Annotated in this window: 17 protein-coding genes; 8 read left to right on the plus strand and 9 right to left on the minus strand. The window is 31.5% G+C overall.

Features of this window, described 5'->3' with window-relative positions; translation table 11 throughout:
• Window positions 1-2,142, minus strand: coding sequence for an AAA family ATPase (locus tag JAZ75_RS17275; protein ID WP_208696973.1), 2,142 nt, complete (start codon window positions 2,140-2,142; stop codon window positions 1-3).
• A gap of 216 nt (window positions 2,143-2,358) precedes the next feature.
• Entirely contained in the window at window positions 2,359-3,849 is a 1,491-nt protein-coding gene (locus JAZ75_RS17280) for an ATP-binding protein (protein ID WP_208696975.1), read from the minus strand.
• Window positions 3,850-4,421: 572 nt separating this feature from the next.
• On the opposite strand from JAZ75_RS17280, the gene JAZ75_RS17285 reads away from it, so the two are divergent.
• The 4 genes from JAZ75_RS17285 (at window position 4,422) to JAZ75_RS17300 (ending at window position 7,306) form a co-directional block, all read left to right on the plus strand.
• On the plus strand, window positions 4,422-4,655 hold the full coding sequence (locus tag JAZ75_RS17285; RefSeq protein WP_208696977.1) for a hypothetical protein: 234 nt from the start codon (window positions 4,422-4,424) through the stop codon (window positions 4,653-4,655).
• A gap of 30 nt (window positions 4,656-4,685) precedes the next feature.
• Entirely contained in the window at window positions 4,686-4,925 is a 240-nt protein-coding gene (locus JAZ75_RS17290) for a hypothetical protein (RefSeq protein WP_208696979.1), read from the plus strand.
• Window positions 4,926-5,510: 585 nt separating this feature from the next.
• A complete protein-coding gene (locus JAZ75_RS17295) occupies window positions 5,511-6,440 on the plus strand; it encodes a hypothetical protein (RefSeq protein WP_208696981.1) in 930 nt (309 codons plus the stop codon).
• 623 nt (window positions 6,441-7,063) lie between these two features.
• Window positions 7,064-7,306: a JAB domain-containing protein gene (locus JAZ75_RS17300; RefSeq protein ID WP_410528629.1), complete on the plus strand. Its 243-nt coding sequence runs from the start codon at window positions 7,064-7,066 to the stop codon at window positions 7,304-7,306.
• Window positions 7,307-7,397: 91 nt separating this feature from the next.
• On the opposite strand, the gene JAZ75_RS17305 is transcribed toward JAZ75_RS17300, so the two are convergent.
• The 4 genes from JAZ75_RS17305 to JAZ75_RS17320 form a co-directional block, all read right to left on the minus strand.
• Entirely contained in the window at window positions 7,398-8,159 is a 762-nt protein-coding gene (locus JAZ75_RS17305) for a hypothetical protein (protein ID WP_208696985.1), read from the minus strand.
• Between the two features lie 212 nt (window positions 8,160-8,371).
• Window positions 8,372-8,584 carry a hypothetical protein gene (locus JAZ75_RS17310; protein ID WP_208696987.1) on the minus strand — a complete coding sequence of 71 codons (213 nt, stop codon included), beginning with the start codon at window positions 8,582-8,584 and terminating at the stop codon, window positions 8,372-8,374.
• A 231-nt stretch (window positions 8,585-8,815) separates the two neighbouring features.
• Window positions 8,816-11,683 carry an NACHT domain-containing protein gene (locus tag JAZ75_RS17315; protein ID WP_208696989.1) on the minus strand — a complete coding sequence of 956 codons (2,868 nt, stop codon included), beginning with the start codon at window positions 11,681-11,683 and terminating at the stop codon, window positions 8,816-8,818.
• A gap of 318 nt (window positions 11,684-12,001) precedes the next feature.
• On the minus strand, window positions 12,002-12,784 hold the full coding sequence (locus tag JAZ75_RS17320) for a hypothetical protein (RefSeq protein WP_208696991.1): 783 nt from the start codon (window positions 12,782-12,784) through the stop codon (window positions 12,002-12,004).
• Between the two features lie 309 nt (window positions 12,785-13,093).
• Between JAZ75_RS17320 and istA the strand changes: the two genes are divergently transcribed.
• Both istA and istB read left to right on the plus strand, forming a co-directional pair.
• Window positions 13,094-14,620, plus strand: coding sequence for an IS21 family transposase (gene istA, locus JAZ75_RS17325; protein WP_208696993.1), 1,527 nt, complete (start codon window positions 13,094-13,096; stop codon window positions 14,618-14,620).
• A 2-nt stretch (window positions 14,621-14,622) separates the two neighbouring features.
• On the plus strand, window positions 14,623-15,399 hold the full coding sequence (gene istB, locus JAZ75_RS17330) for an IS21-like element helper ATPase IstB (RefSeq protein WP_208696995.1): 777 nt from the start codon (window positions 14,623-14,625) through the stop codon (window positions 15,397-15,399).
• A gap of 426 nt (window positions 15,400-15,825) precedes the next feature.
• Here istB and JAZ75_RS17335 read toward each other — a convergent pair whose 3' ends face one another.
• The 3 genes from JAZ75_RS17335 to JAZ75_RS17345 form a co-directional block, all read right to left on the minus strand.
• Window positions 15,826-19,995, minus strand: coding sequence for a restriction endonuclease (locus JAZ75_RS17335; protein ID WP_208697004.1), 4,170 nt, complete (start codon window positions 19,993-19,995; stop codon window positions 15,826-15,828).
• A gap of 98 nt (window positions 19,996-20,093) precedes the next feature.
• A complete protein-coding gene (locus JAZ75_RS17340) occupies window positions 20,094-21,113 on the minus strand; it encodes a nuclear transport factor 2 family protein (RefSeq protein WP_208697006.1) in 1,020 nt (339 codons plus the stop codon).
• A 123-nt stretch (window positions 21,114-21,236) separates the two neighbouring features.
• Complete coding sequence (locus JAZ75_RS17345; RefSeq protein ID WP_208697008.1) at window positions 21,237-21,680, minus strand: hypothetical protein; 444 nt, start codon at window positions 21,678-21,680, stop codon at window positions 21,237-21,239.
• A gap of 721 nt (window positions 21,681-22,401) precedes the next feature.
• On the opposite strand from JAZ75_RS17345, the gene JAZ75_RS17350 reads away from it, so the two are divergent.
• On the plus strand, window positions 22,402-22,776 hold the full coding sequence (locus JAZ75_RS17350) for a hypothetical protein (RefSeq protein WP_208697010.1): 375 nt from the start codon (window positions 22,402-22,404) through the stop codon (window positions 22,774-22,776).
• A 212-nt stretch (window positions 22,777-22,988) separates the two neighbouring features.
• A complete protein-coding gene (locus JAZ75_RS17355; protein ID WP_208697012.1) occupies window positions 22,989-23,669 on the plus strand; it encodes a hypothetical protein in 681 nt (226 codons plus the stop codon).
• Window positions 23,670-23,688: the final 19 nt, after the last annotated feature.

A 23,688-nucleotide genomic window follows, 5' to 3' on the forward strand; every position in this document is an offset into this window, starting at 1 on the left:
CTATTTCAATTTATCTATTAACGTTAAAATTTGATCGTCAGGAATAACGAGGTCGAAGTCAAAAGCTAAGTCTTCCAATTTATTTGTTCCATTTCTATATTTCAAAAGTTCCACTTTACAACTTGAAAAATCGAAGGCATTATCAGCTTCAAAATGCTTATTCATTCTATACTGGATAATGTCAGCAACAATGTTTGAGGAATAGGTTTCTTTTGCAAAAAAGATAGCATCAAGAATATATTTTGGTATTACTGTTTTAAAAGAAACGTGTTTACCTAACATAATTGCAAACCAACCTTTACCTTCTTGATTAGCCATTGTTAATACACGTTTACCGTAAATAGCAACATCCTTGTTTTCTAAATCTGTAGTCGATTGATCTTTTGTCGCTTGGTCTATGTAAACTTGATCGATTATTTGTATAACTTCCCATTCATTTCCTGCGGTAACAAAATCAATTTCAAAAGTATGATTTGCATAAAAAGCCTTTATCCAAGTGTTACCAGCTTCAAATGCATCTAATTTTATTTTTCTCGCAACACCCTTGTTTTGAGAACCAGCCACTTTCTTTTTATACTTTTTCAAGTCAACATCATCATCAGCATTTTCGGTTGTATTACAGATGGCAGCATCTAAATCTGTAAGGATAGCACACTTTCTTTTTATGCGGTCTACGTGAAAAAGTTGAGCAACATTTTGGAAACCTGTACTTCTAATGTTGATTAAGCTGATGCCAAGTTCATCAAGGCTAACTCCTAGAACTTTTTTTACCATTATTGGAATTAAAATTTCTTCAGCATCACCCTCTACCAAAATTACACCTTTAGCAAATAACAAATTGGTTCTAACAGCATCTAAATAGCGTTGTACTTGATTGATGTTTTCCGCACCTAACCCTATTGAAGGTTGATATACTTCAGCATAATTTAATTTTTTAGCTAAGATGTTTATATTTTCAACATTACTTACTTCAGATATTTGAGTAGAATGTGTGGAATATATAATTTGAGTATCATCATAATCTAATTTGTCAAATAATGTTTTCTGAATGTGATTATGAATATGGGCTTCCGGCTCTTCAATAATTAAAAAATTAGCAAAAGTATCTTTTGCTTTTCGATACTTAAATTCCAAAAGTTTTAAGGTCAAGAAAATAAGATTAGCGCCACCTAAACTTAGTTCGTGGATACCACCTTCATATTCTTCGCCAGGTTCTCCTATAAATAATTTCAAAGATTGTAGCAGTTTTTCTGCTTCATCAGGAACGCTGGATTTTATCGATAAAGATGAAGGTGAATAAGTAAGCCCTACAGCATCTTGAATAGTAGATTTAATATCATCTCTAATATTTTGTACATCAGGGAGCGCTTCAATGCTTTCATTCAATTCGTTTACCAAATCACTGATGGGTTTGTAATCCACATCCTTTATATCACCACTTTTATTTTTTAAAAGGGTAAGTAACGGATTTGTTCTGTTGTTATGAAAATCACTAACGACATCTCTTAGTGCCTGTATGAAAGTAAAAGAAACCTCCTTTGTAACAGATAATTGATGTGGAATTTTAGAGCCAAATTTAGATGTATCAATAGAGGCAGGAAAAATTACTTTTTCAAAATCGCCTACAAGTTCTTTGTAAACTTCTGGGTCGTTAAAATCTGCAGTGCTTTTCCCTGTAAAAAAAGTTTCGTAATTATCTAAAATGTTAATATCGTCAAGTAAAGCTTGTAATCCTGCTGTATCTCCTTCAGCTAACTCAGAAAGTTTCTGTCTGATATCCGCTTTTGGTCGAAAAAAAAGATTGTAAGTAGCTTTTTCTACATAGTCCTCTTCTAAAACTCCTGCGCCGTGAATAAACAATGATTGAATGGCCTCCTCATCATTTAATTCATCAAATTCAATGCTGATAATAATCCAATGACCTTTCCATCTACCCTTATCTAAAGTTCTATTAAAATCACCCTCGGTAAGTTTATAGGCAAACTGTAGAGAAGCATCTTCTAAAAGTAGTCTGATTGCTTTAAAAACATTGGTTTTTCCGGAACCATTTTCACCTATAATGGTGTTTATTCCTTTATTGAAGTTAAAATATGCGTTTGCAAAATTTCTATAATTGATGAGAGTTACTTTAGATATATACATTGATGTTTTTCTATTAGTAGTGAATCATTATGTCTGATAATTTTTGTTGATATTAGGTTGTTAGGATTTACTCGCTATAAACTATTGTCAAATGTAATAAAACATCCAATTGGCAGGGGAGAGCGAGATTAAGCCTGCCATATATAGATTAAAACAAGAGGATGAACAGTCAGTAAAATCACGTTTAAAAACCCTTAATTTCAAGATTAAACAATATCAATTCGCATTTACAATACTTAAACATCTTTCCAGTATATCTCTATTGTTTATTATTACCACACCAAGTTTTAACCTTGTTCTACTCATAATCTGAAATAACATATTAGATGGGTGATAATAGGGTTGATTTGGGTAATTTTTGGTTGATAGATTCTTTTCGTTTTTATAATAGAAATGTTTGTCAATAACTGCTAGTACCTTGTCATACTCTTGACCGATTACAGTATGTGCATTATCTTGATTGTTTTCAATACTAAATAAGTCATAGGGTAACTTGTGTCTATTCGATGGTGTATAATTAATAACTTTCCAATTATCTTTTTGCTTTTCTAAGAGGAATTTTTTTGCCTGCTGATGATTATTAAAATAATTCAATTCAACATTTGGATGCTTGATTTTTTCAATTTGCCTTCTTTTGTCAAAAAGACAAAGGATAAATGAGGCAATTTCTTTATTAGTTCTAATCTTTCCCGTCAATTCAAATGCAGAGTAGGTTAATACACTATCGATATATTCTTCGTTATTGTTTTCAATTTCTTCTTTTCTTAAGCATTGCTGGCCATCATATGAAAAGATACATTTTGCAGATTCTTTGGCAGTTGTTTCAACAATATGCTTTAATTGATTTGGGTATATTCTCTGTGCCTCATCTACTATTACTAATTCGACTCTATTGAAATTAATTTTAAAAGTATCCCTTGCAGGATGTATGTTCCATCCATATTCTTCACGTAAAGTGTTGTGACCAAGATTAAGTTGGCCACAATGTATTATTAATATATTCTTGCTTTTTGAAATATATTCTTTAGCAATGTCATATGTTAAAAGTGTTTTTCCTGTGCCTGCTTTACCTTTTATAACTAAAATTTCATATTTCTTAGAGTCAAGTTTTTTGAGTATTAAATTTTTATATTCCTCTTGTTGAGATGTTAAAAAATATTTATTTCCGATAAATTGACGTGTTGAATTAAATGGGGAAACCAAATAGTTACTTGGATTAAATAGAGAGTCAAGATCATTTATCTTTTCAAGTACTTGCTGTGATAATACCTCAATTAAATATTCTATTGTTACTTCAGAAAGAACACTACGCTCATTCATCTCAAATAGCTTTTTAGATTGCGAAACATATGTGAAGGTATAGATCCTTTTGCCCAAAAAACTTAAGTAATAGCGATTTCTTTCTAATTGCTTCTTAATCTTTTCATGGGTACTTATACTCTTCAATTCAATATTTATAATATAATTAGGACCAATTCGCAATAAATCAAACTCCTTCCCAATTTGAGGTATGATATATCCCAAGTAATAGCCCTCATAAATAGCAATATTTGTGTTCAAATGATAAATACTATGTATTAAACTTTCTAGATCTTCCATTTCATCACTTTTTATTTGAATGTTGAAGTGTTCTATATAAGATTTGAAGAGTGGGCTGTCTAAGTTTCTGTATGCATTTACAATGGAAATAAGGTTAGCTTCTTTCATGGAATATTTTCTATCGTTTATATTATGTGTAAGAGTTATAATATGATCTTAATAAGCATGCTAGTTTACCATAAAAGGTGTAAACTTTTATGAGACTTGGGAATGATCCAAAAGCTTTAAATCTAATCTAACTTTACTCTCGTTAATAATTGCTTCACCTAAGATATGTAGACCTTTTTGCAAAAACAAGGCTTGCTGTTGATAATATCTTAGAATTTTTAGTTTTCTATTAATCTGTGAAAATAACATAAAATCAAAAGAAATATATACGGGAAACCGTAATACAATAAAATGATAGGAGCACCCTAATTTTAAAATATTGAGTATCAAAATAGACTAAAAATTATAGCAAATTAAACCTAATATATTTAGCTTTATTATTTATCTTTGGATATTGAATAAGGATGGACACGTTATAAGATAACCGGTTGCTCAACATTCTTGCGTGTTCATCCTGTTCAATATTGATTTAATGCAGGGGAGAGTTCTGTAAGTTCACTTTATAGTAAAGGAATTTAAGATCGAAATTTAGACCTGTTTGAAAAAGGCGGAAATAATAAATACTAATTGCGATGAATGTACCATTGACAACCGAGATCTTGAAGGACTTAAAGCATAAGGGATATAATATCCTGAAGTCTGACAATAGTGTGGATGATGTTATACAGCATTTTGTCCCGACAAAAGTAAACGACCTATGGGCGTTTATGAGTGAATTTAAGGAAGCGTCTGCGACAGTCGCGATCGAGCAGATCTTAGATGTGCCAGAGGAAGTGTTAGAAGGAAAATTCTTAAGGGTTTTCTGATTGATCTATGAATTTTTAAAAACTATACAGATGAATTTAAAGCAAATACACCAGGAATATATACTCAATCATCCTACAGTTGTAAGAACAGGTAAAATTAGATCACAGCTAACTTTTAGACAGATTGCGGGTATCCGAGAGTCTGCCTTCAGCATCTCTCAGCTATTTACGTTAGCAGATGGTGGAGAGATTATTAGACAAGGTTTTGCTCGCTGGCCAGATCTTATAGCAGGGGAGTTGGAGCTATTGAAGACGAGATTGGTTGATTAATGAGTAATCAAAATGTACCTATCGTCATTGAATTTCTTTGAATTGGTCATTATATGTTTTTACGTGATATGGAAACTCTTCTTCAAAAAATGGATATGATATACCACAAATTACAATTTCAAAAACGTCACTGTCCATTCCTTCAATATTTGTTACTTGTCCTCTAATTTCAATTCAATTAGAATTTCCAGTTGTTCAATGATTGCTATTGCCAAAAATAGATTTCAGCTTTAGCGTAGATCAGGATAGAAAAACTCTATTGGTGCTTTCTCTTAGCGCAAATTTCTCACTTTTGCGTTCTTAAACAAATTGAAGATAAAAGAAATGATTTCACAGGATTTGTTTTCGCCAGTCCATCTTTATTGTATAATGATTATTACCTTTAAGCGAAGGAGAAAATTGTTAATGTACCAGCATTTTTTATCCATCACTTTAGCTGGTCATCCAATCCTAAAATATGAAATCATAAATATGTGGGATTTAGTTGAGCTTTTATTTATTATCCTTATATTCGATTTAGTTAATATAACATCATAAAGTGTTTTTTTATTGACTGATTTTATTAAAACATATTAGTGAATTACAATGATCAATACAGAAAATGACTTCGATAAAGAATTAGCAGATAATTTTAAAGAGGAAATACGAAAAATTAATGAAAGAATTAGTTTATTAAAAAATGTTAGTTCTAAATTTTATTATGGAGGTACGAATTTAAGTTCAGAATTTCTTTTAAGTGGTAGTTACAAAACAAATTTATCTATTGCAAGCTCTTTAAACAAAAAAGTCAGTGAATCGGGGGTTGATGATAAAATTGATATGTTGACTGAGGCGATATTGCATATGCAAGAACAATACGAATCGCTTTTGCTAGAAAATAAAGTAAAAGATGAAAGATTAAAAAATGAGCTTTCAAAAATAAATCATATAGAATATGAGTATAAAGAATTAAATGAGAAGTTTTATCAATATGTAAATAATCGTGAAAATGATCTTTCAATACAATATTTAAATACTGAGATCTATCTTGATACGGATAATCCAGATGACATTTTTCAGGTTTATACTTCGGTTCTTGATTTTCTAGAAGAAATAGACTTTAAAGTTTATTTAGAACTTGATGCAGTGAAAGGATCATGGTGGAAAAAATTCATAGCTAAATCAGGTGGAGCTTTCACAAGTGAACAGGTAACTTCGAGGCTTAAAGAGGCTGAATATGCGTTAGAAGTCAAAATTTTAAAAGATCAGTCCGAGGTGGAAAAAAATCAATCTGAAGCACTAACAAATATTATTTTATCATTAAAAGATGTTCCAAATGCTGCAATACGGATAGGTTCCTTACTAGTTGTAAAGGTAACAAATGAGGAAGGTGTAGTCAGTCTGAATGTTCAAACGTTGAGTTTGACTCAACTTCATTATTTAAACAAAAATCCTAATTTAATGAACCAGCCTAGAAATATCTGGGATCAGCTGAGCAGAGAGAATGATGATAAAAATCTTTCTTTGCAAAGTTAAGAGATTATAATATATTACTGTGCAATTAGGTAAAACACATTGAGCCAATTTTCTTCATTACTGTAAGTATTGGTAAAAAGGAAACGATGAGACTTTAACGTGAACTGTGTCAACGGAATAATCAATAAGATTTTTTATGTTTAATTATTCAAACGACATGGTAATGAAAGAAAAGACCCCATTCGATTTTTCATTAGTATTTGTTTTTTAATTGTATTCAAGTGAGCCTCACCGTTTCGAACGCTTCAAAGAGGAAGCTATTCAAGTTCTTTACAACGGAAAGAGTTTACCTCCCACGGAAGGCTTTCTGGCGTATTTACTGAAGTCCATGATGGTTGGAGAGCTAAGTAGTCATATTCAAGAGAACAAGACTTCTGGTAACGCTAATCGCCGTGAATATTCAGGGCGCAATGGAAAGACCAAAAAGACAGTTCGAGGTCTTAGCAAAAGTAATTCGCCATTACATTAGCTAAATTAAAAAAAGGCCGCATCTTTTGGTGTTGGATATTCTGGACCATACTGACCCCTCAGAATCGAATTAATTTTAGGGATGAATATTGCGTTAAAGCCCATACTCAACTGCCCTACCTCATGCTCCAGTATATCCACTTAGCATATCAGATATTGCAATGGGAGGGATAGCTTCCGTGAGTGTGGATATGAAAACTATTGCTCTTAAATGCTTTGCATCTAAAATTATCTTATCCCATAATCATCCATCGGGTAAACTAATACCCAGTTCACATGATCACGCAATTACGAAAAAAGCTATTGAAGCTGGTAAGGTTTTAAATATCCAAGTATCTGACCATTTTATCAGACGTATAAATGGGTATTACAGCTTTAGAGACGAAGGATATATTTAGAATTTCAACCTCGTTAAATAATATAAAACGAGGTTGAAAAATTTTAGTTTCATGTTTGGTTATTAATTGAAAAGCATCTTACGCTATGTGTTTAACTAAAAGCTTTTTGCTCTTCCGGTGTTAAATTTTCGAATTCACTTTTTAAAATGCAAACTATCTCATTTTCCCCTATTCCCCTTATATTTACTTTTTTTGTAATGAATTGTTCTTTAAAATTAGTGCTCATAACCTCTGGGTTAATCCCTCTTCTTGAAAAACAGAATCCTAAAGATGATAATTTTTGAAGTCTAGCAGACATGTTAATACAAGGCCCAATAAAATCTTCTCCACTCCCTACTGAATAAATTGCACCTCGCGCGATCCCACATCTGAGTTTTTTAGGTGCATCTGTAATTTTTTTAGAAATTTCGGGATAAAAATTTTTACTATATTCTCTACAAATATTTAGCATTGAAGCAACTATATTTGTTATCTCATTTTGATCCATATTCTCAGTATCCCACAAAAACAATACTCCATCACCTAAAAATTTTGACAAAAATGGAAATGGTGCATAAATTTGATAACCATCTGCAATTACCTCGTCAATTAGTTCTTCTTTAACTCTCTTAAAAATCCATTTTAAAAACTCACTTAAATATTCTGGAACAGCTAATTGTGGGTCAATTTGTTTACAGAAGTTTGTAAACCCCTCTAAATCAAACATTACACTTAAGCCATTTATTAACTTAGATTTGGATTCTATGTCACCAAGATTTAGTATGCTTTCAGAAAATGATTCATATGTTTCAGTTGTAATTATATCAATTACTTCTCCATTATGATCTATTGATTTGGTTTTTGTAATAAACATTTATAAAATTTTTAGGTTATAAGGCATTCCATTTTGCAATTGCCATCATTAAATTACGCCAAATAAAGCTAAAAAAGAAATTGCGAATGGTTATTCATGTAATTAAGGCATTTTTTGAGCCATGAATATTTAATTCTTATATTCCCTAATAATTTTGGTGTCTCATCTTTTTTAGTTCCCTAAATTGAAATTGTGAGGGGATTAAAAGTATATTACCTCGTATAAATTGCAAGATTCTCAATCCAAGCATTTACTCGGTCTGTAATTAAATCTCCTCTTGCTCCTTTATCTGAATAATACCATTCTTGTGTACCAGGACTAAAATATGCTATTGCTTTAAATGTATAATTATCTCGTGTTACTGAAACTACATAAGCAGTATTATCCTCCTGAGGCAATCGGTGTCTTGTATCAATCCAATTCATAATCTATTTTTTAAATCAATATAATAAAGAAATTAGGTGTTTATTGAAATACCATCATAAATATAAGTCAAAGCAAGTTGGAAAACAAATTTTGCGCTGTTATTATACTTTTTCGAAGATCAAGATATAATTTTCTAGAAAAGAAAAATTTTGGCATCTCACTTTTAAACATCACCACTCACTTGAAACCTTTGAGGGTTTCTGTGAGTGGTGATGTTTAAAAGTATTAATCTATGTAATATTTCCAATAAAAACAGTTAGTTCTTTTGCATTTCTAACTTTTAAAACTTTTATTAATAAGTCCTCTAATTCTTTTGATATTCCCGATTTCTTAATATCAAAATCATTATTTTTTCTAATTCTATTAAAATTTTTCATATTTAGAGAATCTAGTATAAGTAAAAAATATAATCGTTTCTCCAAAACGCTTTTAGTTGATTGAAAACTTTTTATTAAGACTTCAGATACAAAAATATTATAATGATGAAAAAAATCAATTTCTATTAGAAATTTAATATGAAAATCCAAATCAACTCCATTACTTTCTAAAATTGTTAAATTTTTATTTAAATCATTAATGTTTTTATCATTTATTTGAATATTCCAGTAATATATGAAGAATTTTCCAATTAAATTTCTAGCATATAGTGGTGGATTTCGATATATTAATTCTTTTACCCCAAAATTATTAATAAATCTCACTGTTACTTCAAGATAATTATCAAATTTTTCTAATAAAAACCCTTCATGAAAATAAACAAGTGTATAAAGATATTTGTTTTCATTTAATAATTTCTCGAAATTATTTTTGCTTTTTAAGGAATCTAATAAGTTATAATCATCTTCATTACTTGGGAAAAACATTATCTCAGCTTGCAATATTAACAAATCTACAAGCTCTTTATCGTCTTTAGGATGAATGGAATTGAATGCAGTAATTAATAATTGTTGTTGTTCATTCTCCGACCATGTTTGAAGTCTAGAAAATACAGATTCTTTTAATTTGCTAAATTTTCCTTTTGTGGTTAATAGATATCGAAATATTGCAACAAGAAGATCATTAACTTTACTATTGCTAACGTTTTTTAAATTATTTACAACATATAATAAAAATATAAATGAACTTGACCTTTTCATATTCTGACTTATGATATCATCTAATATTTCAGCATCTGGCTGATCTTTATCAATCAAATTTAGAAATAGCTCAAGTACTATAGTCCAATAGGGCGTTGCAATGTATTTCGCGATAATTTTATTTCTCTCTTTTGTCTTGTGTTTTTTTTCAATATTAGAATATAGCCAATATGCAGTATAATATTCCAAAAAGGTTTTATGGGTAAAATTATTATCAAAATATATAGATCTTTTCTGTGCATAATCTAAAAATGATTCAGCTAAAATATCACAGTTATCATCGTCGGCTAGATTTTTTTTCAATAAAGAATTTGCAACCGTTCTTTTGGCATTATAGAAACTTATGTTTGGTTCTTTTGAACTCAGTTTTTCATATTGCCAATGTGCCAAATCTGAAAATATAGGTTCTTTTTTTTGAAGGATATCCTTATCAAGATCAATATCTAAATTTTTAATAGCATCCCATTTATCGACTAAAGTATTAGTACAACTTTGATAAATCTCAAGTTTCGATTCGGGAATTTTTAAATTATTTCTATATAGGATAACAATTAAAGATAACAATAGGGGATTTCCCAACAGCTCATTATCTACTTTGGACATTTTAGCGATAAAGTCCCCGCTCTCTCTTTCTCTTTGATTATCGTCATCTTCTTCTAATTCATACCACTTTTTAACATATTCTTTTATTTGACTTGAGTTAAAAGATAACATAGACAACTCACAGAAATTATTATCATCTAATTTTGCATCATTATATCCAATAAATCTAGATGTTACAATTGAACGTACTTTCTGATAAATTTTATGAAAATTTTCTATATCATGTTTTATTTCTATTTTATCTTTCACATCAAATATTTCATCCAGACCATCAAATAGAACTAGAGTTTCATATTCATTGAAAACTGTGGAAAGATTATCGACCAAAATATTACTGAGCGAATAATCATATGATAGTGAATGAGAAATATATTTAACAATATTACCTGAAGATAGCTTTTTATATGCCAGATAGTTTTTTAGTTCTATTCTAAATGGAATTTTTTGCTTTATTGATTGATCGGAAATTTTAATTTTATTATCTCCACAGATATAAAGGAGGATTGATTTTAATAAAAGTGATTTACCTGCTCCTGGATTCCCGAGAATCACAAAATTGTAAGGTCTTTCAAACATATCATTAAATGATATTTTGGTTTTTGCATCTTCAAAAGGATCATCATTCGAATATTGAAATAAATCTCCATCAAATTTAATTCCTTGCTTAGTTTCTTTATTTTTATGATATTGACTATCTAAAATAAAATAAGGAGGTATAAATATTGCAGATAGATCTTTACTCTTTCCTCTTTTTATAGATTGATCTACACCAAGCCCGATGTGATTTACTCTTTTTACATTATTTTCTAATACTTTAAGATAGTTCGATAGAAAATTGTCTATATTAAAACTGGATTTAAACTGACTCTCTAAAAGATTTTGTATCTGTTTTATTTCTTTTTCTTGAAGATTGGAGCTTTTTGCTATTTCTTGAATCGTCTTGTAAATGCCATTCAGAGTTATGTAAATCTCTTTGCTAGCAAGAAGGGGAGCAAATACTATCTCTTTATTTACTTCCTCTTTTAAATAGATTATGTATTTTAGTAGGAATTGTTTTGGTAATGTTGACTTATCAAATTTTTCAGAGATTATTTCTATGTCAATTACTTGATTTACAAATAGAAACTTTATTGATTCTTCAAAGAAAAAATCTTGTCTAAGGAAATAATCAATATCTCCACCAAGAACATCAGGGAATTCTTTGCTAAGTTTTTTTGAAACAGTTTTAATTTTGTCTCTAAATAGTTTATCAATTTCATTTTTATTCGATTGTAAATTATTTAATATTAAGTCAAATCCCTTGTCCGCTAGCTTGCTAGCAACCCATGTTACAAGCGATAAAACAGCTGTTCCTGCCATAAAATAAAAATATAAAATTAGGTTAAACGGCATTCCGTTTTGGAATTACCGTCATAAATATATGCCAAACTAAGTTAAAAACGAAATAATATTACATATAATTTCATTTTCAATGCTTCTCAGTTTGTCATTATTTATGCTTTTCGAGTTTGACTCGCCTGCTTATCGGTCAGTCTCCAATGTATGTATGCTGTCTTATAATGGATTGTGGCTAATTTGAGGAATAGTAATATTATGAAAATCCGTAATTCACAATCAAATCTTAAGTGCGACACAATTAAACCTTTACAAAATTGTAGATTATGTACAAATGTCTGTTTAAAATGGTAAATCGTCTTGCTCCGTCGTATCGCACACCGGTAAACTTTGTATATTTTCACTTACAACTTTTTCTATTTGTTCGTATAGGAAAGCAGGTGGATCTAGTAAAACGTCTATTAAGGGCTGAATAAACATAACTTCTCGAGGATTATTATAACCTGTTAATTCCGATACTTCTGTCAATTTCTTAAACCCTAAACGACGCATTAAGTCATCATATTTATTAGATAGAGTTGAATTGAGAGAATTAACGTCCTCCCAAGTTTTTATATTTTCAATCTCCCCAGTGGTTCTCCAACCTACCCCAAGGTTAAACCTTGCAGTATCAATTGCATAGCGCAATATTAGAATTTCTTCATTTTTGAGTCGTCCCTCCTGTAATTCTTTTAGGAATTTATCTAAATGGATAGAACTAGATTTTGAAAAATTATCTATCTGATCAGAATTTATATTCGAAGTTATTAAACTGTGGTTCTCGATACTTAAATTTGTGTTTGGTTCAATTGGGTTACTTACTTTTAATACATAACTATCGGAAGAAATTACCTCAATTTTAGCTACAAATTCTCTTATCTTTTGACTAACAAAAACTGCTTGTTTTGATATAGGAAAATTTAATCTTAACGATTCTACAAACTCTGTTATTCTGTCATGGTTATTAATCATAAATCCAATTTCTCTTGGGTCTAGTGCGCCACTTTGAAATTCAGAGCTTGAAGGCGAAAATTCGGGAGTAAAAATTATAGTGTGTTCATTTTCGACTATCCACGCGGCTCCCATCTCATTTAAGCAGGCGATACTTCTATAATAATCAGGAGATAATAAGTAAATCACATGTGGTTTTTCTGTAATTTTAGTTTTGAGCCAATTGAATATATTTTGCCCAGAGGGTATCCCAAATGCATCATTACTAGTGAAAATTATTTGATCACTACTAATATCTATCGAGACTAACTGTAAGTAGCAACTTTGTATCAACAGATTTTAGCAAAAGTAATTCGCCATTACATTAGCTAAAATTAAAAAAAGGCCGCATCTTTTGGTGTGAAACAAAATCAATGTCGGCCTCTTAATAAAAACAGAGTTTTTATGTGGTACAAAGTTAAAGAATTAATTGGATCGGGACTAAACATAAGTCAGATTCATGTTGAAACCGGTTTAGACCGGGCTACAGTACGCAAGTATCTGTCACTTTCAGAAAAAGGTTTCCATGACTGGATCTCACGGCCCAGAAATCTCCCCAAGAAACTTTCGGTCTATTACAGTTATGTTAAAAAAACCCTGGAACTTCAGCCCTATCTATCCGCAGCACAGGTTGAGGATCGCCTTATGGAGCGATATTCCGACCTCCCTACGGTACATAGCAAAACCATCTATAATTTTGTCAGGAACATCCGTCTTGAACATGGTCTGGTAAAATACAGGGATAAACAGGCGCGTGATTATGAAAAATTGCCGGATACACCTTATGGCCAGCAGGCACAGGTTGACTTTGGACAGGCCTTTATGCAGACCGACACCACTTACCAGATGAAAGTTTACTTCTTTGCAATGGTACTGAGCCGCTCACGGCAAAAGTTTGTTTACTTCCAGAACCATCCGTTTACCACAACAACAGCTGTTTATGCACATGAACTTGCTTTTGAGTTTTTTCAGGGTATCCCTCAGCAGATCATCTATGACCAGGACCGGGTATTTATCCAGGAAGAAAACCTTGGCGATATCCTGTTGACTGACGGTTTCCGTTCTTTTTGTGACAGTAACCCATTTGAACCAGTGTTCTGCAGAAAGGCTGACCCTGAATCAAAGGGAAAAATAGAAAATGTGGTCAAATATGTAAAGCATAACTTTCTTCGTGGACGCTTATATAAAACAGTTCCTGTCCTGCAGAAAGAGGCTCTGGACTGGCTTAAAAGACGTGGCAACGGAAAAGTACATGGCAGCACCGGTAAGATACCCCATAAGGAGTGGCTGATGGAGCAAAAGTATCTGCAGTCTATCACTGCTGCTCCAACTTTACCTAAGACAATGTTACCTGAATACTTTGTAAGAAAAGATAACTGTATTACCTATCGTGGCAATTACTATAGTCTTCCATCTGGAAGTTATAAAGGTCAGGGAACCAAAGTACTGCTTGAAATCAAGGGGAGCAGTATGTGCATCTATAGCGAAGCGAATCAGATAGTGGCACGGCATATCATCTCACAGCAGAAAGGCTATATCGTACGTCTTGAAGGACATAAAAGAACCGGTTCAGACCGTGTTGAACAAACAACGACAGAAGTGGTCGCTCTTTTTAACAATAATAATGGGGTCATTTATCTTACGCTTTTAAAAGAAAACAGACCGAGGTATTACCATGACAGTCTGAAAGTGATCCTTAAAAATCTCAAGAGTGCATCGCAGGAATCTATAGATCAGACATTGGGCATATGTCTGGAAAACAAAATCTTCAATGCCTATGAATTCTCCCAGGTTCTCAATCTGCAGAAGAAACTGCATCCTGCAGGCACAGAATATCTAACAGTCGGATCCAGTGCTGACACTACGCATTTACAGCAGGGCCTGGATCCTGAAACCAGTAATATCAATTATTATGAATCTATACTCAACTAATCATGGAACAGATCAAACAAATCAAAGAACATGCAGAGACATTGCGTCTGACCAATCTCAAAAAAGCTCCGGAAGAACTGATCCATCGGGCAAAGATCGATAAACCGTCCTATATGGATTTTATCATGGAGATATTGGCAAGTGAAGTGAGCTACCGAAAATCGGCAGATCTGGAAAGAAGAATCCGGCTGGCCAAATTACCCAAGCATAATGATCTGGACAGCTATGACTTTAATGTGTCCAACGGATTATTAAAGGCTGAACTGGCTCAGCTCAGAGAGTTGTTGTGGCTCGAACAGAATTATAACCTGATACTGATGGGACCCAGCGGAACAGGAAAAACATATCTGGCTGCGGGGCTGATCCATGACGCTCTGATCGCCGGCTACCGTGCATATTTCCTGAGTATGGAGGAACTAACCAATATCCTCAAGATGAAGGATATCACTGTATCGGCAATGAATGCATATAACCGTCTATTAAAAGCACATGTACTGGCTATTGATGATATCATGCTTTTCCCGATCAACAAAGTTCAGGCTGTGGCTTTCTTCAATATGATCAACCACCTCCATGAACAGGCATCCATCATTATCACAACCAATAAGTCTCCAAAACAGTGGGCAGAAACGCTTGAGGATGAAGTGCTGGCAACAGCACTATTGGATAGATTATTGTATCGATGTGAGGTTGTTAAATTGAAAGGAACAAGTTATCGGATGGATAACAGACAGACGATCTTCCCTGAAAAAAAACAAGAAAATACACCGGAAAAGTAAATGTATTTTTTTGAAGAAAAGTGGTGAAATACTTTTGCTAAAAATTGATGAAAGTAAATTTGCTATTTACACTAACAAATCAACTATAGCTTGGCCATATTTTGAGTTTTTAGAAGAATGAGAAATAAATATATTCATTTGTATTGTGGTATTGGTTAATAAGTCAATTTTAGATCAGAGTCATGCAATAAATATACAAATACTTTCCTACTCACTATTAATATTTTGATGACATATATAAATCATAATTGTAAACTACTATAATATCAATTAATCCAAATAAAGTGTTGAAGACCATATACAAGTCTTTAAGTTGATGATTTTGTTGTAAATAGGCATAGTCGATCGCTTGCTTCGGTAGACGGTCAATTTTGTTATTCTCCCAGTTATAGAACAATACTTGTTAAAAGTAACAGCGTTATAGAACTAGATCTCATCTGTTATAGCTGAAAATATTTCTTTAGCATCTTTTATTGAAAAATCAGTCACCTTTGTATTGAAGTAATGGTTATTAAATTTTAAAATCTGATTTTGAATAATTTCTTTAATTCCATTATTTGGAAAGTCAGATTTAATACGATGTAATTCAAGAGTTAAATAACTAAATGCATCAGGATTATTTTCGATTAGTGTATTAAGATTAGATATTACAGCTTGATAAATTGAAGTGTGGTTATCGAAATTATCATTGATAATGGTACTATATATTTCTTTTAAACCATTTATCAAAGATGTAATTGCAGTCTCATGATTTAATTCCTTAATGTGCTTATTGACATTGTTATTCAATTTGTCTGATAAAATATTTTCGCTGATTTTTATTGATTCTGATATCCAGGTACGAATTGCATTATCTTTATTAGAAGTAAAAAGATAATTTATCAATTTCGAACGGATATGAGTTTCAAATTTTTCTATTTGGAAAACAAGTGTATCTACTATAGAGCATGCCCAATCATACTCTTTTTGTAAAGCAGTAACAAATATATACAATTCAAAAGAGATATCAGAATCATTATTGAGAATTCGTAATTTAATAATATTTTCATCAATTATATCTTCCAATTCGCCACCTAAGTTTAGATAAAACCTACTTAAATGAATCTTTGATTGAGATGTCAAATCTTTACGTTTTAATAACTCATTATAAGCTATATCTATTATGCCGCTAATATTCAGCTCTTTTCCTATGTAGATATGATTTAATAGAATATTTTGTGGTAGCTTTTTATTTTGTAAATTATAAGTAATTTTCTGTTTTAATTTTTCAATATCTTGAGTGTTTTCTAGTATAAATTGAGTTATAGAATTAGATGTCATCGGCGGGTAAAGGTCATAGAGTAAGAGCTTGAAATACATTTCATCAGACATCTTAAAACGTAACATTTTGTAGAGTTCAAATATGCGTAGTTTTTCCCTATTAAAGTCAAAAACTCCATTTTTACCTTGTGTGAAGCAATCTTCAAACTCATCTTCATTTATTTTTGTTAAGCACCAATCTTTAGCAAATAAAAGTAGATCATCATCTATTGGATTGCTACGATTTCTTTCTCTTAGCATACCCATTATAGAATTTATTTTAAAATCTCCCCATATTTTTTGATCTGAATATCTTCCAATAAATTCGTTTAATGTTAAGTGATTTTTACGACTCCAACGACCTATTTCTTTTAAAGCTAATGAGTTTAAATCTTTTACTTTACCACTTTTAATAAGATCTAAATAATTTCTGATTTCATTGGAACCATAATTTGTAAATATATTAGTTACCTCTTCTATAAATAAATCGTGGTTAAGAAGCATTGACTGTTTCTCGAGGTCATTTTGTGCTTTAATTTCATCACGAGACATTGCTTTTTCAAATGTGGGAAATTCATAACCTTCATTTAATTTCCAATGTTTTTTGATTTCCTCAAATAAGATCTCATCTTGTTTATAGCAGATTGATAAGATAGCAGTGAGTGTAGTTTTAGACTGCTCGTTACTTTTAGCTAACTCTTCTAAGTAGGGGATATTTTTCAAGGATAAAAAAGATGTGCAGAAATATAAAGTTCTTTTCCATTTTAATGATTTCTCAAAAATTATATTACTAATATCTAGTTGTTTGAAGAATTGAATAAACGAATCAAAAATAGAATATTCAAATTCTATCATTTCTAGTTTTAACATTAATTTATACACCAAAGGTATAATACGTTTATCCTTTGTTGCTAGGGGTATAGCATTTGTGAAAAGTGTGTCAAGTTCATATGATTCAAATATAACTTTTTCTGATTCCTGAAAATAGTCAATTTTATTAGGATTGGTTATAAGATATTTTAATAATACAGTAAGATCATCCGTTATCTGTGGATTGCATAATGTATCCTTTATATAATAAGAAACAGTGTGATCATATATATGACTGATGTCAGACTCAAAAACTTCTATGCTTTCCAAAATGAAATCATTATATCCGTACATTTTTTCAGCTTTGATAATTCTTAAAAATGATTCTCTAATTTGGATATTTTTTACGTCAAGGTCTGACTTTAAATAATCATTAAAGTTGAGCTTTGACAGAATTTTACATCCGTGTAAAGTTTCCAAAATGTGGCCCTTAATTGAATTTGATGTTTGATTGTTATACAATACTCTATTTAGAGTAGACGTTATAACTTCTTTAATTGGTGGAGTATGCGAGTCACTTATTAATAAAACTAAAGCATTTCTAATTAAGCCTATATTTTTCTCAAATTCTACTTCATTTAAAAGAAATTTAACCTTTGGTTTGTCGATAATACAAAAGCTAGCAAAATCCTGTAACGTAAACTTACTCGATGAATATAAGGATAAGCCATTTGTTTTATATTTACTCCATATCTTGAAAAATATCGCATCCTTAACTTCTATTGTTAGTTTATCGCTTTCAAATTCTAATAATACTTCTGGATCATTTTCAATTAGTTCCGTTAAAAGCGTGTTAAACAATCCTTCAGATATAGACTCATTAGAGATTAAAAAAGATAAAATGTTCATCATTCTTTGACTTACCTGTTTTAAACCATTTTCTTTTACAAAGAGAAGATCTAATACAAGATCGACGTTTGCAGCTGTTGAAAGAATCTCCGCAGTGAGATATTCTTGTATATTTTTATGTTTGAAAAACCATTTATCTCCTGAAAAAGTTGATGTGTTTTTTTCAATAATACTTAAGTTACCTAACAATTGGATACTGTCCTTATTAATATCAAATTGCTCCAATTCATGAGTAGAAATCGCAGTTTTCCCGATTAGAGAAGATAAAAATGCAATTTTTTTAGAAATAGAAAATATACTATTGATTTTTTCCTTGTCACTATATCTTTCAATATCCCTGTGTAAGTTCTTCAGTGTAATACATTTTAGTAAATCACTTCTGTTCTTAGGAAAATTACCATTTTTATAAAAATCTATTAAATTAACCAGATAAAAAGGGGTATAGCAATAGTCGAATAATTTATATTTGTATAACTCAGCAATGAATATTTCAGACTTTCCTGATAATTGTTGAATGATATAATTTTTAATATCTCCTTTAGTTAAGTTTTCAAGAAGATATAGATTGGCATTAGAAATGGGAGAATTATTTTTATCAATGAAATTAGTTCTAACGGATAAAAGGAAATTTGTTGGTTTTCTTTGTATAAAAGAATTAATTTTTTTTATAATTACATGAAATAAATCAGGTGAAACTTCATCTAGCCCATCCAAAAATATGAATAAACGATCATTTGGTATATTGTTGTTTAAAGTGTCTGACCCAAAGAGAAAAATATCCAACTCTTCTCCATTATAATTCCTCAGATCAGCATAGATTGGGAAAATATCTTTATAAGAGGAATTTATAAAATTCACACAGTTTTTTAACTCTATACTTTTGCCTACTCCAGCAGATGCAGCAAGTATTATTTGTACCAATGAAGAAGAATCAAATTTATGCTTAATTACTTCTTGAAGTGATGTTGGCCTATGTGTCTGATTATCATTTAATATTTGCGCATTCCGAACAATATAATCTGTGATATTAAAATCATATTTCCTACGTTTTGGGAGATTTAGGCTCTCAATATATTTACTATAAGCGGTACCGTAGAATTCGATTGTAATGTCATGTCTAAAATAATGATAAACAATTGCGATGTATTTATCTGAGGAGTTTCCTCTAAGAAGGGTGTTTATACCATCAAAATCCCATATTCTTAGTTCTATATTGTTTAATTTTAATCGAGTACGTATACTGTCAAGCTCAACTTCGTGCTTTTCTTTTGCACTAAAGTTAAAAGATGTACAAAGGATAAATTCATTTGTTTTATTTTTAAATTTTCCTTTTAGAAATAGGTCAATAATTTTATTGATTTCACTTGGGCTGATGTATTTTTTCTTCTTGCATTGTGCAACAATAAGCTTTTCCGAATCTCTTTTTGTAACATATATATCTATGCCATCCTGCTTGCTTCCAGATTGTAGATACTCTCTTGAATCAATCGTATTGTTTTCCACTTTTAACAAATCTGTACAGAATTTTTGAAAAGTTGTCCAATCAAGACTATCTAAGGGCAAATCATGTTTGTGCATATTATTATGTTATGATACTAATCTAGTGATTATTAAAAAAATTCAGAATGTAGATCATGCGATAATCCTTCTGCTAAAAATTCTGTTGTTATAGAAATCTACCCACTAACATCCACCAACTTCATAATCTTTCCATCTTCAGAAAACCCAAATATTGACCTGCCTTTAAGTCGCAGTTCCTGGCCTTTCTTCATACCATTTGGAAGATCCTTGGCTAATTTAGCTTCGTAGTCGATTGTAATTTCAGAGATATTGTTGCGGTGTAGGATGGAGGTGACGGTCTGCTTACGGTTCTCAAATAGATCTAACACCGACACAGCCTGTTCTAGAAAGGCATCTTTGCCTTTTAACGACATCGTTGTATTACCATCATGGATATTCTCAAATACAACATCCTCAGCCATATAAGCGGCCATACTTTTAGCTTTAAAAGCATTGTATGCATTGATGTAATGGACTATTATAGAAGTTTGAGGGTGAGACTTCCAATAATAGATAATACCATCAATAGTTTGCTTAGTTAAAATGCTTTTCGTGGATAGTATTTTGATACATTTTTCTAGATCACTGATGGAAAATTCAAATTGTGATTCCGATATGAGCTTTTTCCAAATATTAATTGAAGGCGTTGGTAAATCGAGGATACCCTCATCGATCCATTTTATCAGAAGATCAAGTAAATCTTTATTGGTTTTTCGGAACGATCCTTTTTGATTTATCTTCTTTGTCCAGATAATTCGAGTACCTTTTCCTTTGCTATCGTAGATAATATGACTAAAACCTTTTTCTTCGTCGGTATTTATTTTCTGGCTGTGGAAGAGCTGAATATTGCCTTTCGGACAATTATTCGGGAATAAATCAGAGAAATAACAATTTAGTAAATAGGGGAGCAGGTCAACCTGATCAGACTTGAACTTATTTTTATCGTTTGGATTAGCGATGTAACTAAAGACGTAATTGTTGGCTTTTCCAAGTAGAAACGATAATTCCTCATCATCCATTCCTATTTGTCCTATAAGATCAATGACTTTGCATATAATATGATAATCCATATGAGACATAGTCACTACTGGACCGTCCTTCTTTCGTACCGATTCTCTTTTTACTATTTCAATCAATTTAGGCTACCTTTCAAATTATTAATAAATACAAATCATAACCTCAGTCTGAATGGTGAGCTTATAAATTATAATTCGAATTTACTAAAATAAATTGATAGCTAAATACGACCGTTACTATTACTATTTATTGTTTATGACAAACTTTTCCCAAACATCCTTTACAACTTGTTTTTCTTTTTCTGTTTGAAGATTAAGATGTTTATATAAACATTTTATTGTAGCTAGTGATTCGGGCTGTCTATCTTGTATTGCAATTATTACTCGTTTTGCAAATTGTGGATCTTCTAAAGAGAATATAATCTTTTCAACTTTAAGATGTGAGTCACTAACCTCCCAATCATCTGAAGGTGTTAACTGATCAAGATTGACACAAAGTGCATCAGAAACAACAGGATAGTCAGCAATGTTATACTTATGGTCAGTCGCCGTACTTTCCGCCATCCCTGTGTAGCCTTCAGATTTATTAATTCTTTCTGCAAATTCGCGAAGAGAATAACCTTTAACTAATCTCCAGAATTTTGATTCATTTATAAAATACAGAGATTGTCTGTTAATTTTTGCCATTGTTAATTACTTTTACCCAAATAGCATAATTCAGAACTATAATAGTGTAAAAGAAAATTTGTAATAATCGAATATTGTTGTTATGTTTGTTATGTGAATATATCTTAATGGTATCTTTATTAGTATTTTAAAGGCTATTGATGCTGGATCTTGTAATCGAAAACGTAGGAAATTTTCATTTGACACAAGTTCAGGAGATCAAAGCCCAATCTCTATCTTTGTATTTCCAAAGGAGAGATGGGCATTCTCTTGTTTTTGTTAAAAGGTTCTCCTACGACCCTCGATTGGAAATAAGGTTTGTCCCATCTCTTTTTTGATGAACTTTCCTTATTATATACTTGATTCATTGCTCAAGCTTTTTTAAACCTTAAAAAAGAGAGTTATGAACAAAAAACAAACCACTAAAAACATCATCAAGCCGGCAGATTAGATCTGTTGTGCAAAGTCACTATGCTGACTATCCATTCAAAATGCAATACTGAATACCACATTATAACCTTTGACGAAGACTATTAATTGCATTTTCCTTATTTATTTTTAACCTGGCTAGCTATAATTGTCTGTATTACCGGTATACAGATGATTTAAAGTTAACCTATTAATTCAATCCAAAAAATGTAAAGAGCTTGCATACAGGGAGAAGTATGCACCATTCGGAAGGAGAACATTTACCTAGTAATGCCTTTTGAATTACTTTAATTATTCAAAAAATATTATGACAATGAACGCAAATTTTTTTAAATTAATTCCATTTGATCAGGTCTTTAATGAGGTCCATGTAAAGGGATATAATCCAATCGTAAATATTGAAAATTTTTGGAAGAAATATGATATAAACAGTAGTAGAGATCATATTGTAGCCATGTTTTTGGGGGATGTAGATGATCCCGAAGGTATAATGGAGAAACCAGATAAACGGTATTTAGAAGCTTATTCGCTAGACTTGTTTAGAGCGTTGGTTGCGTATTATCTAGCACACAAATATAAGATGAGTATGGAGGAGTTGGAAATACCATTGCTGCCGACCAAAAAGCTAACAGAAGAAGAGGTGAAATTAAGACAATCTAATCACGCACTTTTCGGTAAAAAGGATTGACCTTGATGCCTGTTCCATCATAAAAGCGAATACTTAGTTTATATGATCGGTATCAATTTAGAAATGCATTATTGTAGACCATATTATAACCAATAAACGAAGACGTAAAATTGCATTTTTTCCATTTTATTTTTTAACTATTGAAAGTTGAACAGGGTGCTTATTGCCAAATTTTTAGCTCCAGTTCTGCTTTCATTATAAACCTTAAAAAAATGCAAAAAACTTGCAAAAGGGAGGGCTATGTGCTGTCCCCAGGGAAAGAACTGTCTTCGTTTTTGAACGAAAAACGTGTCTCTTTTACTAAAAAACCAATTATGACAACATTTTTACCTGAATGTTTATTTAAAAGATTCGACCCAAAATTTAGATATGTAACGACGCTGTCTGCATTGAGATATGTGAAAGGTGAACGGCCATCACAGCGTTATTATTCGCTGTTGATAAGCCTTTCGGAACCTTCGGATTCCTTTAGTCTGGTCGTGCGCAATGAAGCTGTCGATGTTTTGCGGATCTCGCTGATTAATATGAAGATCTATGAGATTTACCTCTTTGCCTTAGCGTTACCAGCCGACTTTCCTGTCAGTCAGATACTGGTGCTGGGAGAGGACCGTGAACGGTTTATTCCCAATGAGGAAAAAGGAAATATTCCGGGATACTGCTACGAACTAACGGTACCTGCCAAGACGGAACGCGAAGAATACCAACAACGGATATTGAACGATCTGAATAAACACTTTAAGCTTGATGTAAGAATCGAGAAGCTAGCTGTCGTAAAAGACAGTCGAAAAGTCGTCAAGATGACGGGCGAGTCTCTTCAACTCATCTGGGCAGAACAGCTCACGATGGTCATGAAAGCTAATCGCAATCCAGTAGTCGTACGAACCATGAATTAAAGTCTCCTAAAGGGACGTA

The sequence above is a fragment of the Sphingobacterium sp. UDSM-2020 genome, from assembly GCF_016132525.1.
Lineage (GTDB): Bacteria > Bacteroidota > Bacteroidia > Sphingobacteriales > Sphingobacteriaceae > Sphingobacterium > Sphingobacterium anhuiense.